General features: G+C 68.6%; 13 protein-coding genes. 6 read left to right on the top strand and 7 right to left on the bottom strand.

Annotated elements, in window-relative coordinates; translation table 11 throughout:
- Positions 1–6: 6 nt before the first annotated feature.
- The 7 genes from gyrA to dnaA all read right to left on the bottom strand — a co-directional run bounded on the left by gyrA (position 7) and on the right by dnaA (position 11632).
- Positions 7–2634: a DNA gyrase subunit A gene (gyrA, locus tag ACH4MY_RS06210; RefSeq protein WP_397998250.1), complete on the bottom strand. Its 2628-nt coding sequence runs from the start codon at positions 2632–2634 to the stop codon at positions 7–9.
- Between the two features lie 41 nt (positions 2635–2675).
- Positions 2676–4706: a DNA topoisomerase (ATP-hydrolyzing) subunit B gene (gene gyrB / locus ACH4MY_RS06205; RefSeq protein WP_397998247.1), complete on the bottom strand. Its 2031-nt coding sequence runs from the start codon at positions 4704–4706 to the stop codon at positions 2676–2678.
- 483 nt (positions 4707–5189) lie between these two features.
- Complete coding sequence (locus tag ACH4MY_RS06200; RefSeq protein ID WP_397998245.1) at positions 5190–5744, bottom strand: DUF721 domain-containing protein; 555 nt, start codon at positions 5742–5744, stop codon at positions 5190–5192.
- Positions 5741–6862 carry a DNA replication/repair protein RecF gene (gene recF, locus ACH4MY_RS06195; protein WP_397998242.1) on the bottom strand — a complete coding sequence of 374 codons (1122 nt, stop codon included), beginning with the start codon at positions 6860–6862 and terminating at the stop codon, positions 5741–5743. The genes ACH4MY_RS06200 and recF overlap by 4 nt, the downstream gene beginning before the upstream one ends.
- A gap of 60 nt (positions 6863–6922) precedes the next feature.
- Positions 6923–7801: a phosphogluconate dehydrogenase (NAD(+)-dependent, decarboxylating) gene (gnd, locus tag ACH4MY_RS06190; protein WP_397998239.1), complete on the bottom strand. Its 879-nt coding sequence runs from the start codon at positions 7799–7801 to the stop codon at positions 6923–6925.
- 109 nt (positions 7802–7910) lie between these two features.
- A complete protein-coding gene (gene dnaN / locus ACH4MY_RS06185; RefSeq protein WP_030205035.1) occupies positions 7911–9041 on the bottom strand; it encodes a DNA polymerase III subunit beta in 1131 nt (376 codons plus the stop codon).
- Positions 9042–9871: 830 nt separating this feature from the next.
- A complete protein-coding gene (gene dnaA, locus ACH4MY_RS06180; RefSeq protein WP_397998236.1) occupies positions 9872–11632 on the bottom strand; it encodes a chromosomal replication initiator protein DnaA in 1761 nt (586 codons plus the stop codon).
- 396 nt (positions 11633–12028) lie between these two features.
- On the opposite strand from dnaA, the gene rpmH reads away from it, so the two are divergent.
- The 6 genes from rpmH to rsmG all read left to right on the top strand — a co-directional run bounded on the left by rpmH (position 12029) and on the right by rsmG (position 15583).
- Positions 12029–12166 carry a 50S ribosomal protein L34 gene (gene rpmH / locus ACH4MY_RS06175; protein ID WP_030205020.1) on the top strand — a complete coding sequence of 46 codons (138 nt, stop codon included), beginning with the start codon at positions 12029–12031 and terminating at the stop codon, positions 12164–12166.
- Between the two features lie 20 nt (positions 12167–12186).
- Positions 12187–12558, top strand: coding sequence for a ribonuclease P protein component (gene rnpA / locus ACH4MY_RS06170; RefSeq protein WP_397998233.1), 372 nt, complete (start codon positions 12187–12189; stop codon positions 12556–12558).
- Positions 12555–12881, top strand: a complete 327-nt coding sequence (yidD, locus tag ACH4MY_RS06165) for a membrane protein insertion efficiency factor YidD (protein WP_215065479.1) — start codon at positions 12555–12557, stop codon at positions 12879–12881. Before rnpA ends, yidD begins: the two co-directional genes overlap by 4 nt.
- 3 nt (positions 12882–12884) lie before the next feature.
- Positions 12885–14210 (top strand): membrane protein insertase YidC, encoded by a 1326-nt coding sequence (gene yidC / locus ACH4MY_RS06160; protein ID WP_397998230.1) that lies wholly within the window; start codon positions 12885–12887, stop codon positions 14208–14210.
- A 29-nt stretch (positions 14211–14239) separates the two neighbouring features.
- Positions 14240–14749, top strand: a complete 510-nt coding sequence (locus tag ACH4MY_RS06155) for a protein jag (protein WP_397998228.1) — start codon at positions 14240–14242, stop codon at positions 14747–14749.
- A gap of 117 nt (positions 14750–14866) precedes the next feature.
- The gene (rsmG, locus tag ACH4MY_RS06150) at positions 14867–15583 is read left to right on the top strand and encodes a 16S rRNA (guanine(527)-N(7))-methyltransferase RsmG (protein WP_397998225.1); all 717 of its coding nucleotides are present in this window, start codon (positions 14867–14869) and stop codon (positions 15581–15583) included.
- Positions 15584–15760 lie beyond the last annotated feature (177 nt).

The following is a 15760-nucleotide window of genomic DNA, read 5'->3' as shown; positions in this document are numbered from 1 at the left end:
ACGCTCTTACTCCTCGTGCTCCCCGGCCGAGGGCTCCGTGCCCTCGACTGCCTCGGCCTCGACCACCACGGTCTCGGCCATCGCGCTCTCGGACGCCTCCACGGCGCCTTCGGCGTCCTCGGCGTCTTCGACGTCGTCGTCGCTGCCGGCCTCGGCGTTCCGTGCGATGCCTACGACGGCATCGCGCTTGCCCAGGTTGATCAGCTGGACGCCCATGGTGTCACGGCCGGTCTCCCTGACTTCGTTGACTCGCGTACGAATCACACCGCCGGACAGCGTGATGGCGAGGATCTCGTCCGTCTCCTCGACCACCAGCGCGCCCACGAGCGAGCCACGGTCCTCCACGATCTTGGCGGCCTTGATACCGAGGCCGCCACGGCCCTGGACGCGGTACTCGTCGACGGGGGTGCGCTTCGCGTACCCGCCGTCGGTCGCGGTGAAGACGAACGTACCGGGCCGGACGACATTCATCGAGAGCAGCTCGTCGTCCGTGCGGAAACTCATCCCCTTGACGCCCGATGTGGCACGTCCCATCGGGCGCAGCGCGTCGTCCGTGGCGGTGAAGCGGATCGACTGCGCCTTCTTGCTGATGAGCAGCAGATCGTCCTCGGCCGAGACCAGCTCGGCCCCGATCAGCTCGTCGTCGCCGCCGTCCTCGGTCTCCCGGAGGTTGATCGCGATGACACCGCCGGAACGCGGCGAGTCGTAGTCCTTCAGCGCGGTCTTCTTGACCAGACCGGCCTTGGTGGCGAGCACCAGGTACGGCGCGGCCTCGTAGTCGCGGATCGCCAGGATCTGGGCGATCTGCTCGTCCGGCTGGAAGGCCAGCAGGTTGGCCACGTGCTGGCCGCGCGCGTCCCGCCCGGCGTCGGGCAGCTCGTAGGCCTTGACCCGGTAGACCCGGCCCTTGTTGGTGAAGAAGAGCAGCCAGTGGTGGGTGGTGGAGACGAAGAAGTGGTCGACGATGTCGTCCTGCTTCAGCTTCGTCCCGCGCACGCCCTTGCCGCCGCGCTTCTGCGAGCGGTAGTCCTCGGTCTTCGTCCGCTTCACATAGCCGCCGCGGGAGATCGTGACGACGATGTCCTCCTCGGCGATCAGGTCCTCGATGGACATGTCGCCGTCGAAGGGCACGAGCTTGGACCGGCGGTCGTCGCCGAACTTCTCGACGAGCGCGGCCAGTTCCTCGCTGACGATGGAGCGCTGGCGCTCCGGCGAGGCCAGGATCGCGTTGTACTCGTTGATCTTCGCCTGGAGCTCGTCGTGCTCGGCGACGATCTTCTGGCGCTCCAGGGCGGCGAGCCGGCGGAGCTGCATCTCCAGGATCGCGTTGGCCTGGATCTCGTCGATCTGGAGGAGGTCCATCAGGCCGCCGCGCGCGATCTCGACGGTGTCGCTGCGCCGGATGAGCGCGATGACCTCGTCGATGGCGTCGAGCGCCTTGAGCAGACCGCGCAGGATGTGGGCGCGCTCCTCGGCCTTGCGCAGCCGGAACTTCGTCCGGCGGACGATGACCTCGATCTGGTGCGTCACCCAGTGGCGGATGAACGCGTCGAGCGAGAGCGTGCGCGGCACGCCGTCGACGAGCGCCAGCATGTTCGCGCCGAAGTTCGTCTGCAGATCGGTGTGCTTGTACAGGTTGTTGAGGACGACCTTGGCGACGGCGTCGCGCTTGAGCACGATGACGAGGCGCTGGCCGGTCCGGGACGAGGTCTCGTCGCGGACGTCGGCGATGCCGCCGACCTTTCCGTCCTTGACCAGGTCGGCGATCTTCTGCGCGAGGTTGTCCGGGTTGGTCTGGTACGGCAGTTCCGTGACCACCAGGCACTGGCGGTTGTGGATCTCCTCGACCTCGACGACCGCGCGCATCGTGATGGAGCCACGGCCGGTGCGGTACGCCTCCTCGATGCCCTTGCGGCCGACGACGAGCGCGCCGGTCGGGAAGTCCGGGCCCTTGATCCGCTCGATCAGCGCGTCGAGGAGCTCCTCGTGGCTGGCGTCGGGGTGTTCGAGTGCCCACTGCGCACCGGCCGCGACCTCGCGGAGGTTGTGCGGCGGGATGTTGGTCGCCATGCCGACCGCGATACCGGCGCTGCCGTTGATCAGCAGGTTCGGGAAGCGGGCCGGCAGGACCGTCGGCTCCTGGTTGCGGCCGTCGTAGTTGTCCTGGAAGTCGACGGTCTCCTCGTCGATGTCCCGGAGCATCTCCATCGACAGCGTCATCAGCTTGCACTCGGTGTACCGCATGGCGGCGGCCGGGTCGTTGCCCGGGGAACCGAAGTTGCCGTTGGAGTCGACGAGGGGCATCCGCATCGACCAGGGCTGGGCGAGGCGGACGAGCGCGTCGTAGATCGAGGAGTCGCCGTGGGGGTGGTACGTACCCATGACGTCACCGACGACGCGGGCGCACTTGTAGAAGCCCTTCTCGGGCCGGTAGCCGCCGTCGTACATCGCGTACAGCACGCGCCGGTGGACGGGCTTGAGGCCGTCCCGGACGTCGGGCAGCGCGCGGGACACGATGACGGACATCGCGTAGTCGAGATACGAGCGCTGCATCTCGGTCTCGAGCCCGACGGGCTCGATCCGCAGGACGGGCTCTTCTTCGGTGGTCCCGGTCGGGGTGTTTTCGTCGGCCATTGCTGGTCGTCAGTCCTTTCGTACGGTCAGCTGAGACCGACTCAGATGTCGAGGAAGCGAACGTCCTTGGCGTTGCGCTGGATGAACGAGCGGCGTGCCTCGACGTCCTCGCCCATCAGGACCGAGAACAGGTCGTCGGCCTGGGCGGCGTCGTCCAGGGTGACCTGGCCGAGGACGCGGTGCTCGACGTCCATGGTGGTGACGCGCAGCTCCTCGGCGTTCATCTCGCCGAGACCCTTGAACCGCTGGATCGAGTCTTCCCTGATCCGCTTGCCGTTCTGCTTGCCCAGCTCGACGAGCGCGTCCCGCTCCCGGTCCGAGTACGCGTACTCGAAGTCGTCCCGGCCCCACTTGATCTTGTAGAGCGGCGGGCGGGAGAGGTAGACGTGACCGGCCTCGACCAGCGGCCGCATGAAGCGGAAGAGGAAGGTCAGCAGCAGGGTGTTGATGTGCTGGCCGTCGACGTCGGCGTCCGCCATCAGGATGATCTTGTGATAGCGGAGCTTCTCGATGTCGAAGTCCTCGTGCACACCGGTGCCGAAGGCCGAGATCAGGGCCTGGACCTCGGTGTTCTGCAGGATCTTGTCGATCCGGGCCTTCTCGACGTTCAGGATCTTGCCGCGGATCGGCAGGATGGCCTGGTACATCGGGTTGCGGCCGGACTTGGCCGAGCCGCCGGCGGAGTCGCCCTCGACGATGAAGATCTCGCACTTGGCCGGGTCGTTCGACTGGCAGTCGGACAGCTTGCCCGGCAGCGAGGCCGACTCCAGCAGGCCCTTGCGACGGGTCAGGTCGCGCGCCTTGCGGGCGGCCACGCGCGCGGTGGCGGCCTGGATCGACTTGCGGATGATGTCCGCGGCCTCGACCGGGTTGCGGTCCAGCCAGTCGTTGAGGTGCTCGTAGACCGCCTTCTGGACGAAGGTCTTCGCCTCCGTGTTGCCCAGCTTGGTCTTGGTCTGGCCCTCGAACTGCGGCTCGCTCAGCTTGACCGAGATGATCGCGGTCAGACCCTCGCGGATGTCGTCGCCCGTGAGGTTGTCGTCCTTCTCGCGGAGCAGCTTCTTGTCGCGCGCGTACTTGTTGATCAGCGAGGTCAGCGCCGCACGGAAGCCCTCCTCGTGCGTGCCGCCCTCGTGGGTGTGGATGATGTTGGCGAAGGAGTAGACGCCCTCGCTGTAGCCGCTGTTCCACTGCATCGCGACCTCGAGGGACAGGGCCTTGTCCTTGTCCTCCGCCTCCAGGTCGATGACGGTCGGGTGGATCAGCTCGCCCTTGCGCGAGTTGAGGTACTTCACGAAGTCGACGATGCCGCCCTCGTAGTGGTACTTCACCGTGCGGGCGGCCGGCTCGGCGGCCGCCTCGGCGTCCGGGTCGTCGGCGCCGACCGTGGCCTTGGCGGACTCGCGCTCGTCGGTGAGCGTGATCGTCAGGCCCTTGTTGAGGAAGGCCATCTCCTGGAAGCGGCGCGAGAGCGTCTCGAAGGAGTACTCGGTCGTCTCGAAGATGTCCGGGTCGGCCCAGAAGGTGACCGAGGTGCCGGTCTCCGCGGTCGCCTCGTGCTGGACCAGCGGGGCCGTCGGGGCGCCCATCTTGTAGTCCTGCGTCCAGCGGTGGCCGTCCGTCCTGATCTCGACGGAGACCTTGGTGGACAGGGCGTTCACGACCGACACGCCGACACCGTGCAGACCGCCGGAGACGGCGTAGCCACCGCCGCCGAACTTGCCGCCCGCGTGCAGGACGGTCAGCACGACCTCGACGGCCGGCTTGCCCTCGGAGGCCACGATGCCGACCGGGATGCCACGGCCGTTGTCGATGACGCGCACGGCGCCGTCGGCCAGGATCGTCACGTCAATGGTGTCGGCGTGGCCGGCCAGGGCTTCGTCGACCGAGTTGTCGACGACCTCCTGCACCATGTGGTGCAGACCGCGCTCGCCGGTCGAGCCGATGTACATGCCGGGGCGCTTGCGCACCGCATCCAGGCCTTCGAGGACCTGGATGTTGCTGGCGGTGTACTGGTTGTTCTCGTTGGGGTCGCCGGAATCGGCCACGAAGCGCCCTTTCTGGCACAGCACAGGCCGTTCTCCGGGCATACAGGAGCGGCTGCGTCGTTCGACATGTTCCGCAGGGTGGCGGGATTGTCTCCCAGTCTACCGGTAGCGCCGACACTCATGGGGGTTTGCCGGTGCCTGAGTCCGCATGTGCCGCCCTGAGCGGGAGCCAAACGACTCCCCATATCCGGACAGGGGCTTCAGAGCCCTCTGACGGCCACCTAGCGCTTCGACTCGTAGCGCGGTGTGGGCAGAGGCACCGCCCCGTGGCGGGCACCCTCGCCACCGCGTTGCGGGGAGGCGTTCCGCGAGGTCGGAAAGGGTGGGCGGGAAGGTGGGGCGGGACGGGCCGGGCAGGTGGGCGGGACAGATGGGCGGCACAGATGGACGGGGCGCCCCAGCGCACAGCGCCCTGCCCGGACCCGCACCACCGGGACCCGTTCCGGCGACCGCGCCGAAGGAGCCCCGCACCGGACAGCCGGCCCCGCGCTCCAGCCCGCCGGCCCTCTAGCCGTACGTGTCTCCCGGCCCCACGGACCCCGGCGCCCGCAGCGGCCCGTACCCCCGCCGCGGCGCTCCCGGCCCGAGCACCTTGATCACCCGCACCGTCCCGTGCCCGAGGTCCTCGTTCAGCCGCGCCACAAGCCGCGGCGCGAGCAGCCGCAGCTGTGTGGCCCACGCGGTCGAGTCGCACTGCACGGTGAGCACGCGCGCGTCCGGCTCGTCGTCGAACTTCAGCGGTACGCAGTGCTTCGCCAGGTCCTCGCCGACGATCTGCGGCCAGCGGCCCATGACCCCGCCGACGGCGGCCGGTGTCTCCCAGCCCCGCTCGGTGATCAGCCGGTTGATCGCCGCGCCGAGCGCCATCGGGTCGCGGCCGTCGGCGCGCGCGCCGGAGCGCAGTCCGCCCCCGCGCCGGGCCTGCTTCTTCTGCTGGGCGGCCGCGCCCTTGGCCTTGGCCTGTTCCTTGGCGGCGCGCAGCGCGACCCGGGCGAGATCGACACCCGAGGGTTCGGGGACCGAAGGCTTGTCCACAGGCTGGGGAAGCTTTTCCTCGCTCATACGCGCTCCACCGTCCCTCCGGCCACCTCGTACCGCGTCCCCGCGAGGACTCCCGGTACGTCGTCGTCCACCGCGGCCGTCACCAGGACCTGCTCGCCGCCGGCCACCAGCTCGGCCAGCCGCTCGCGCCGCCGCGCGTCCAGCTCGGCGAAGACGTCGTCGAGGACGAGGACGGGCTCGTTGCCCTCGGACCGCAGCAGGTCGTACGAGGCGAGACGCAGCGCGAGGGCGTACGACCAGGACTCGCCGTGGCTCGCGTACCCCTTGGCCGGGAGGTCGCCGAGCTTCAGCAGCAGTTCGTCGCGGTGGGGGCCGACCAGCGTGACGCCCCGTTCGATCTCCTGCTTGCGCACCTCGGCGAGCGCGGCGATCAGCTGGGCGTACAGCTCCTCGCGGGTGTGCCCGGTGCCCGGCGCGGAGGGCCGGTACTCCAGCAGGATCGGTCCGCCGCCGGGTGCGAGCTGTTCGTACGCCTTGTCGGCCAGCGGCTGCAGTACGGCGATCAGATCGAGCCGCTGGGCGAGCAGCTCGGCCCCGGCGTGTGCCAGGTGCTGGTCCCAGACGTCGAGGGTGGAGAGGTCCATGCCGCGGCCGCCGTGCCGCCGGGCCATCGCGGCCGACTTGAGGAGCGTGTTGCGCTGCTTGAGCACGCGCTCGTAGTCGGAGCGCACGCCCGCCATGCGCGGCGTGCGCGCCGTGATCAGCTCGTCGAGGAAGCGCCGGCGCTCGCCGGGGTCGCCCTTCACCAGGGCGAGGTCCTCGGGCGCGAACAGCACGGTGCGTACGATGCCGAGCACATCACGCGGTCTGACCTGCGAGGACCTGTTGATACGGGCGCGGTTGGCCCGGCCAGGGTTGAGTTCGAGCTCGACCAGCTGGGAGCGCTCGCCCTGGGTGACGGCGGCGCGGACGATCGCGCGTTCCGCGCCCATCCGGACGAGCGGGGCGTCGGAGGCGACGCGGTGGCTGGAGAGGGTCGCGAGATAGCCGACGGCCTCGACCAGGTTGGTCTTGCCCTGGCCGTTGGCGCCCACGAAGGCGGTGACGCCCGGGTCGAGCGGGACCTCGACCCGGGCGTAGGAGCGGAAGTCGGCCAGCGACAGATGCGTGACGTGCATGGTTGGGCGCCGACCTTCTTCCCCCGGCGGCTGTGCACCGCGGGGTGCACAGCCTGTGGATTACTTCTTCGTCTCGACCGCGTGGCCACCGAACTGGTTGCGCAGCGCGGCGATCATCTTCATCTGCGGGGAGTCGTCCTGGCGGGAGGCGAACCGCGCGAAGAGCGAGGCGGTGATCGCCGGCAGCGGTACGGCGTTGTCGATGGCGGCCTCGACGGTCCACCGGCCCTCGCCGGAGTCCGACGCGAAGCCGCGCAGCCCGTCCAGGTGCTCGTCCTCGTCCAGGGCGTTCACCGCGAGGTCGAGCAGCCAGGAACGGATGACCGTGCCCTCCTGCCAGGAGCGGAAGACCTCACGCACGTCGGTGACGGAGTCGACCTTCTCCAGGAGCTCCCAGCCCTCGGCGTAGGCCTGCATCATCGCGTACTCGATGCCGTTGTGGACCATCTTCGCGAAGTGGCCGGCGCCGACCTTGCCCGCGTGGACCGAGCCGAACTCGCCCTCGGGCTTGAGCGCGTCGAAGATCGGCTGGACCTTCGCGACGTCCTCGGCGGAGCCGCCGTACATCAGCGCGTAGCCGTTCTCCAGGCCCCAGACACCGCCGGAGACGCCGCAGTCGACGAAGCCGATGCCCTTGGCCGTGAGCTCCTCGGCGTGCTTCTCGTCGTCCGTCCAGCGCGAGTTCCCGCCGTCCACGACGATGTCGCCGGGGGAGAGCAGTTCGGCCAGCTCGTCGATGGTCGACTGGGTCGCGGCACCGGCCGGAACCATGACCCACACGACGCGGGGCCCCTTGAGCTTGCCCACAAGCTCTTCGAGGCTGTGGACATCGGCGAGGTCCGGATTGCGGTCGTATCCGATGACGGTGTGGCCTGCGCGGCGGATGCGCTCACGCATGTTGCCGCCCATCTTGCCGAGACCGACGAGACCGAGCTCCATCAGAGATTCCTTAAGCGTCGTGTGCGGTTTACCCGGGTCCGAGCCTACGCCGGGACCCGGGTGCACACCTGTGGGGTCAGCCGCTCAGGCGACGCCCCGGAGCAGGGGCTCAGCCGCTGAGGCGCACCGGCATGATCAGGTACTTGTACGCCTCGTCCGCCTCGGCGTCCACGGCCGGCTTGCCGCTCAGCAGCGCGGGCTTGGTGGAGGTCGTGAAGGAGAGCTGGGCGACCGGGGAGTCGATCGCGCTCAGGCCGTCCAGCAGGAACGTCGGGTTGAAGGCGATCGAGATGTCGTCGCCCTCCAGCTGCGCGTCCACACGCTCCACAGCCTGTGCGTCGTCGCTGGAGCCGGCCTCCAGGATCAGCACGCCCTGCTCGAAGCTCAGGCGGACCGGGGTGTTGCGCTCGGCCACCAGGGCCACACGCTTGACGGCCTCGACGAACGGCGCGGTCTCGATCACCGCGACCGAGTTGAACTCGGTGGGGAAGAGCGTCCGGTACTTCGGCAGGTCGCCCTCGAGGAGACGGGTGGTGGTGCGGCGGCCCGCGCCCTCGAAGCCGATGAGGCCCTCGCCCTTGCCGGAGCCCGAGAGCGCCAGGGTGACCGTGTCGCCGCTGGTGAGTGCCTTGGCGGTGTCCAGGAGGGTCTTCGCGGGCACCAGGGCGACCGCGGAGGCGTCCGGGGACTCCGGCTTCCACAGGAACTCGCGGACCGCGAAGCGGTAGCGGTCGGTGGAGGCCAGGGTGACCGTGTCGCCCTCGATCTCGATGCGCACACCGGTGAGGACGGGCAGCGTGTCGTCACGGCCGGCGGCGATGGCCACCTGGGCGGCGGCGGAGGCGAAGACCTCACCGGGGACGGTGCCGGTCGCGGTGGGCATCTCCGGCAGCGCCGGGTACTCCTCCACGGGGAGGGTGTGGAGGGTGAAGCGGGAGGAGCCGCAGACCACGGTCGCCCGTACACCGTCTGTGGAAATCTCCACCGGACGGTTGGGGAGGGCGCGGCAGATGTCGGCGAGCAGCCGGCCGGAGACCAGGACGGTGCCGTCCTCCTCGACCTCGGCCTCGACGGAGACACGGGCCGAGACCTCGTAGTCGAAGCTCGAGAAGCTCAGCGCGCCGTCCTCGGCCTTCAGCAGAAGGCCTGCGAGAACGGGAGCCGGCGGACGGGCCGGGAGGCTGCGGGCCACCCAGGCCACCGCCTCGGCAAGTACGTCGCGCTCCACCCGGATCTTCACCGGAACCGCCTCCTGCTTGTTGCTGGCTCTTCGTCGACTGCGGGAACCAGTCTGACGTACGCCGCCGACACTCGGTGCTGCTCGGGGTCAAGTCGCGACAAGAGCGCGTCGGAGCTCCGGCGCCGAGTTGTGCACAGGTCCCACTTCGAAGCGAATTCCGGGCTAACTCTATGTGGGAGTAGTAGTAGGGCCTGTGGAAACGGTGGATAACGTCGTTTTCGCAGGTCAGGCCCGGTTTTTTGTCCACTGCGCCTGTGGGTGGAGCCGGTGGACAACTGGGGTTCTCTGTGGACACCCGAAAGTTCTGCACACCCGGTACACAGGCCATGGGGAGTTCTCCCCAGCGCTGTCCCCAGCTTTACCCACGTTCCCCACAGCCCAACCGTCCCCCTTGGTGTGACGGCTTTCACTCGACGCGGTGAGCGGGGGTGATTCGTTGCCGAACAGTGGACAGGGGTGTGGAGAAGCTGTGGGCAACGGACCCCTCCCTGTGGGCAGCCAGTGGACAACCCTCGGGGCCCCCTGTGGACGAAAGATTCATCCACAGGCTGTGGAGATCTTTTACCAACAATTCCACAGGGGCCTGACCTGGGGTGATGATCTGTCAGCAGGTGGACCTGTGGACACAATCCGGATAACTCGACAGTCCCCACCCTGTGGACGGGAGATCATCCCCCAATCTGTGGAGAACCCGCCACCGGAACGGAGTAATCGAACACCCCGGTCGGCGCAACGGGTCCCGGCGAGGCCCCGGGGAGCGTCCGGGAACGCCGAAGGGCGCCCCGGGAAGGTGTCCCGGAGCGCCCTTGGGAGGCCGCTGAGGCGGTTCGTCAGCCGTTCTTGATGCGGTTGGTGAGCTCGGTGACCTGGTTGTAGATGGAGCGCCGCTCCGCCATCAGAGCGCGGATCTTCCGGTCCGCGTGCATCACCGTCGTATGGTCGCGGCCGCCGAACTGCGCGCCGATCTTCGGCAGCGACAGATCCGTGAGCTCACGGCACAGATACATGGCGATCTGCCGGGCCGTCACCAGGACGCGGCTGCGCGAGGATCCGCAGAGGTCCTCCACCGTCAGACCGAAGTAGTCGGCGGTGGCCGCCATGATCGCCGGTGCGGTGATCTCCGGCGACGAGTCCTCGCCGCCCGGGATCAGGTCCTTGAGGACGATCTCGGTGAGCCCGAGGTCCACCGGCTGCCGGTTGAGGCTCGCGAAGGCCGTCACCCGGATCAGCGCGCCCTCCAGCTCACGGATGTTCCGCGAGATCCGGGAGGCGATGAACTCCAGCACCTCCGGCGGGGCGTTCAGCTGGTCCTGCACCGCCTTCTTGCGGAGGATCGCGATACGCGTCTCCAGCTCGGGCGGCTGCACATCGGTGGTGAGGCCCCACTCGAAGCGGTTGCGGAGCCGGTCCTCCAGGGTCACCAGCTGCCGGGGCGGCCGGTCCGAGGAGAGCACGATCTGCTTGTTGGCGTTGTGCAGGGTGTTGAAGGTGTGGAAGAACTCCTCCTGCGTCGACTCCTTGCTCGCGAGGAACTGGATGTCGTCGACGAGCAGGATGTCCACATCGCGGTAGCGCTTGCGGAAGGCGTCGCCCTTGCCGTCGCGGATCGAGTTGATGAACTCGTTCGTGAACTCCTCGGAGCTCACGTACCGCACGCGGGTGCCCGGGTAGAGGTTCCGCGCGTAGTGCCCGATCGCGTGCAGCAGGTGGGTCTTGCCGAGGCCCGACTCCCCGTAGATGAAGAGCGGGTTGTACGCCTTCGCCGGCGCCTCGGCCACCGCCACGGCGGCCGCGTGCGCGAAGCGGTTCGAGGAACCGATGACGAAGGTGTCGAAGAGGTACTTGGGGTTGAGCCGCGCGTGCTGCTCGCCGGGAGCGCCGGCGCCCTGACCGGAGGACGGGGAGCTGTGGCCGCCGCCCGGGACACCCATCGGACCGCCCGGCCGGGGGCCGGGACGGGCGCCGTGGTTCTGCGGGTCGGGGAGCTCGGCGCGCTCGGGCCGCTGCTGCTCGTAGCCCCGGGGCGGCTCGTCGTAGCGCGACTGCCGCGGTTGCTCGGGGCCGGTGTACGGAGCCCGCTCCTGGTAGCCGCCCAGCCGGGGCTGCTGCCAGGACAGGTCCTCCTGGGTGCGCGGCCACGAGCCGGGGTCGGGTCGCTGCTGCGAGTAGTCGGGGTAGGCGGGACGCGCGGTGGGCAGCCCGTCGTCGGGCATCGGCCGGTGGCCGTAACCGTCGTACTTCTCGTACGGCTCGGGCTGCTGGCGCTCGTCGTAGCGGGACTGCTGCTGCGACGGGGGCGCGGGGGGCGTCGGCTCGCCGACGGAGTCGTCGACGGTGATCGCGATCCGGATCGGCCGGCCGCACTCACGGCTGAGGGTCTCGCTGATCAGCGGGGCGAGCCGGCCCTCGAGGACGCGCTTGCCCCATTCGTTGGGCACCGCGAGGAGCGCGGTGTCGGCGACCAGGGCGAGAGGCTGGCAGCGCTCGATCCACTGCTTGTCCTTGGGCTCGATTCCCTGCTGGCCCTCGGCGAGGAGCTGCTCGAGGACGCGTGGCCACACTGCGGCAAGATCGGCAGGTACGTCAGCCACAGGGCACGCTTTCTCGCAGGTCCCGCGATGGTGTGGTTCTCGGGGGACAGTGGGTCGATGTCCGTGAGGACAGGTCCGTGAGGACAGGTAAGGACAGAACGGAAAAGATTGTGGAGTCCATCCACGGTAGTCGCGGCGGCTGACGTGGTTCAAGTTGTTGTCCACAGCCTGTGCACAATGGGAGGCGGCGACAGGTCGGTTTGACCGGATGGCGTAGCCGCGCGTACCGTAACCAGGTCGAGTTGTCGATGGCTGCTGCCGCCTGCCTCCGATGGGCAAAGATCACGGTCTGTGATCGTGAAGCGGTGCACTCGGGCGTATTGCGAGCTACTCGTGGGCGCACGGTGACAGCCAGGCGATGTCCCGCCATCTACGAATCATTTCTGGAGCCCCCGAGTGAGCAAGCGCACCTTCCAGCCGAACAACCGTCGTCGCGCCAAGACCCACGGCTTCCGCCTGCGGATGCGTACGCGTGCCGGCCGAGCCATCCTTGCGAACCGCCGTTCCAAGGGTCGCTCTGAGCTGTCCGCCTGATCTGCTTAACAGGTCATGACGTGCTGCCTACCGAGAATCGGCTGAGGCGGCGCGAGGACTTCGCAACCGCGGTACGCCGAGGGCGCCGGGCCGGTCGCCCGCTCCTCGTCGTCCACCTACGCAGCGGTGCAACGAACCCGCACGCGCCTGGGGAGAGCGCTCCCCCGACGCGTGCGGGTTTCGTCGTGAGCAAGGCCGTGGGTGTTGCGGTCGTTCGCAACCAGGTGAAGCGTCGTCTGCGCCATCTCGTCCGCGACCGACTCACCGAGCTGCCCCCCGGTAGCCTGGTGGTCGTACGGGCGTTGCCCGGAGCCGGTGACGCCGACCACGCACAGCTGTCCCGAGACCTGGACGCCGCTCTCCAGCGGCTGCTGGGAGGGGGCGCGCGATGAAGTACCCGCTGCTGGCTCTCATCAAGCTGTACCAGTGGACGATCAGCCCTCTTCTGGGACCCGTCTGCCGGTACTACCCGTCGTGTTCCCACTACGGATTCACGGCCATCGACCGGCATGGCGCGATCAAGGGCACGGCCCTGACCGCCTGGCGCATCCTGCGGTGCAACCCGTGGTCGCCCGGCGGTGTGGACCATGTCCCCGCGCGCAAGCGCCCCCGCTGGCACGAAATGCTGAGGAACGCGCTGCGCGGCGACAAGGGCGGGTCCACCGCCGAGACGAGCCCGGCCGCAGAGACCTCGCCCAATGCTCAAGGAGCCTGATTAGTGGACACGATTGCCAGTCTGTTCAGCTTCATCACCTGGCCCGTTTCCTGGGTCATCGTCCAGTTCCACAAGGTGTACGGGGCGATCTTCGGCCCGGACACAGGCTGGGCCTGGGGCTTGTCGATCGTGTCCCTTGTGGTGCTGATCCGTATCTGCCTGATCCCGCTGTTCGTCAAGCAGATCAAGTCGACCCGGAACATGCAGGCGCTCCAGCCGAAGATGAAGGCGATTCAGGAGCGCTACAAGAGCGACAAGCAGCGTCAGTCCGAAGAGATGATGAAGCTGTACAAGGAGACGGGTACCAACCCGCTCTCCTCGTGCCTTCCCATCCTTGCTCAGTCGCCGTTCTTCTTCGCGCTGTACCACGTGCTCTCCGCCATCGCCTCCGGCAAGGAGATCGGTGTCATCGACGGGCCGCTGCTGGCCAGTGCCCGTCAGGCGCACATCTTCGGTGCTCCGCTGGCCTCGAAGTTCACGGACAGCGCCGCCGAGGTCGCCGCTCTCGACGCCTCGATCACCTCGGTCCGTATCGTCACCGCGATCATGATCGTCATGATGTCGGCCTCGCAGTTCTTCACCCAGCGCCAGCTGATGATGAAGAACGTCGACCTCTCGGTGAAGACCCCGTACATGCAGCAGCAGAAGATGCTCATGTACATCTTCCCGGTGATCTTCGCCGTCATGGGTATCAACTTCCCCGTCGGTGTCCTCATCTACTGGCTGACCACCAACGTGTGGACCATGGGTCAGCAGATGTACGTGATCAACCAGAACCCGACGCCGGGCAGCAAGGCGCAGGACTCCTACCTCCAGCGCCTGCTGAAGAACGTCACGCAGCACGGTGAGGTCCGCGGCCGTCGCCGCAAGACCATCGTCAAGGTGATCGTCGCCAAGGGCAGCGACCGCAACGACAACGAGCGCCGCTTCTTCGCGGGTCTGAACAAGGCCGGCTTCGCCGCCCAGGCCGACGGCACCGTGATCAAGAGCGACACGCTCGTGGCCGAGGCCGAGGGCGGTGCCGCCGCGAAGCGTCAGCAGCCCAAGCGCCAGACCAAGGCCCAGCGCCAGGCCGCCGCGGCCCAGCACGCCGTGGTGAAGGACACCGAGGAAGTCTCCGAGCCGGCCGCCGAAGAGGCGCCCACCACCTCGCTCGAGAAGAAGCCTCAGGATCCGGCCGAGACCGCCGCCAAGGATGAACCGCAGGACGAGGCGCCGGGCGAGAAGCCCACGCGTCCGAGCCGCGCCAACTCCGGAGGCTCCCGTCAGGGCAAGTCCGGTCAGCGCAAGGGCCAGCAGCGGCCCAAGCACCCGTCCTCCAAGAAGTAAGCCTCGCCCAAGCAAGAAGGAGTCCATCCGTGACGGAAGGCACCATCTCCGCCGCCGCCGAGGGTGGCGACACCCTGACCCGCCTGGAGCAGGAGGGTGAGATCGCGGCCGACTACCTCGAGGGTCTGCTCGACATCGCCGACCTCGACGGCGACATCGACATGGACGTCGAGGCGGACCGGGCCGCGGTTTCGATCATCAGCGAATCGGCCCGTGAGCTGCAGAAGCTCGTGGGCCGCGACGGTGAGGTCCTGGAGGCGCTCCAGGAGCTGACCCGGCTGGCCGTGCACCGGGAGACCGGTGACCGCAGCCGTCTGATGCTCGACATCGCGGGCTTCCGCGCCAAGAAGCGCGCCGAACTCGCCGAGCTGGGCGCCAAGGCGGCGGTCGAGGTGAAGTCCACCGGTCAGCCGGTGAAGCTGGACCCGATGACGCCGTTCGAGCGCAAGGTCGTGCACGACGCGATCGCCGCCGCCGGTCTGCGCAGCGAGTCCGAGGGCGAGGAGCCGCAGCGCTTCGTCGTTGTGCTTCCGGCCTGAACCCTCACGTAGTGTCGGCCCCGTCTGTTCGCAGGCGGGGCCGATCTTTGTCAGCCTGATAGTCAGCCACCACAGTGCGCTCGCACGCGATGCGTGCGGTACGGAAGGACGGTTCCCGTGACGGAGGCAGCGGAGCTCCCCGAGGCTCCGGAGCAGGCGCGGACAGTCTTCGGTGAGTACTTCCCGGAGGCCGTGCGGTACGCCGAGCTCCTCGCGGACGCGGGTGTGAAGCGCGGCCTGATCGGCCCGCGTGAGGTCCCGCGACTGTGGGAGCGCCATCTGCTGAACTGCGCCGTCCTCTCGGAGGTCGTCCCCGAGGGCGTCACCGTCTGTGACGTGGGCTCGGGCGCCGGTCTTCCCGGCATCCCCCTGGCTCTGGTCCGCCGCGATCTGAAGATCACGCTCCTGGAGCCGCTTCTTCGTCGGACGAACTTCCTCCAGGAGGTCGTCGAGCTGCTCGGTCTCGACCATGTGACCGTGGTCCGGGGACGCGCCGAGGAGATGCTCGGCAAGATCACGCCGGTGCATGTGGTGACCGCCCGCGCGGTGGCGCCGCTCGACCGGCTGGCCGGCTGGGGAGTTCCCCTGCTGCGTCCGTACGGGGAGATGCTGGCGCTCAAGGGCGACACCGCAGCGGAGGAGATCGTCGGTGCTCGCGCCGCGCTCTCCCGGCTCGGTGTGGTGGAGACCTCGGTGCTGCACGTGGGCGAGGGGATCGTCGATCCGCTCTCCACGGTCGTCCGCGTGGAGGTCGGGGAGAGCCCGGGTGGTGTGAGGTTCGCCGCCAAGCGGGCGAAGGCTGCCCGGACCAGCAAGACCCGCCGACGCCGCTGAGCGTCGCATTCGTACCATTTCGGAGTGTCGAACGGTCCCGGCCGGGCAGCAGGGGCATGGTGTTTCACGTGAAACGTCGCTCACTGCTGCAGGGGATCATCAGCCGCGGTCGCGCGGCTGCCGTGCCCCGGGACCGTAGACCCCGCGTGAAGCCACCCGCGAGGGTTACGGAGATGT

Source organism: Streptomyces sp. NPDC017246 (genome assembly GCF_044331325.1).
GTDB lineage: Bacteria > Actinomycetota > Actinomycetes > Streptomycetales > Streptomycetaceae > Streptomyces.
This window is presented reverse-complemented; position numbering and strand designations above follow the sequence as displayed.

What these genes read in the sequence shown, in the direction of transcription:
- gyrA (WP_397998250.1), bottom strand. Translation starts at nt 2,634, where the DNA reads ATGGCCGACGAAAACACCCCGACCGGGACCACCGAAGAAGAGCCCGTC.
- ACH4MY_RS06200 (WP_397998245.1), bottom strand. Translation starts at nt 5,744, where the DNA reads ATGAGCGAGGAAAAGCTTCCCCAGCCTGTGGACAAGCCTTCGGTCCCC.
- recF (WP_397998242.1), bottom strand. Translation starts at nt 6,862, where the DNA reads ATGCACGTCACGCATCTGTCGCTGGCCGACTTCCGCTCCTACGCCCGG.
- gnd (WP_397998239.1), bottom strand. Translation starts at nt 7,801, where the DNA reads ATGGAGCTCGGTCTCGTCGGTCTCGGCAAGATGGGCGGCAACATGCGT.
- yidD (WP_215065479.1), top strand. Translation starts at nt 12,555, where the DNA reads ATGAAGTACCCGCTGCTGGCTCTCATCAAGCTGTACCAGTGGACGATC.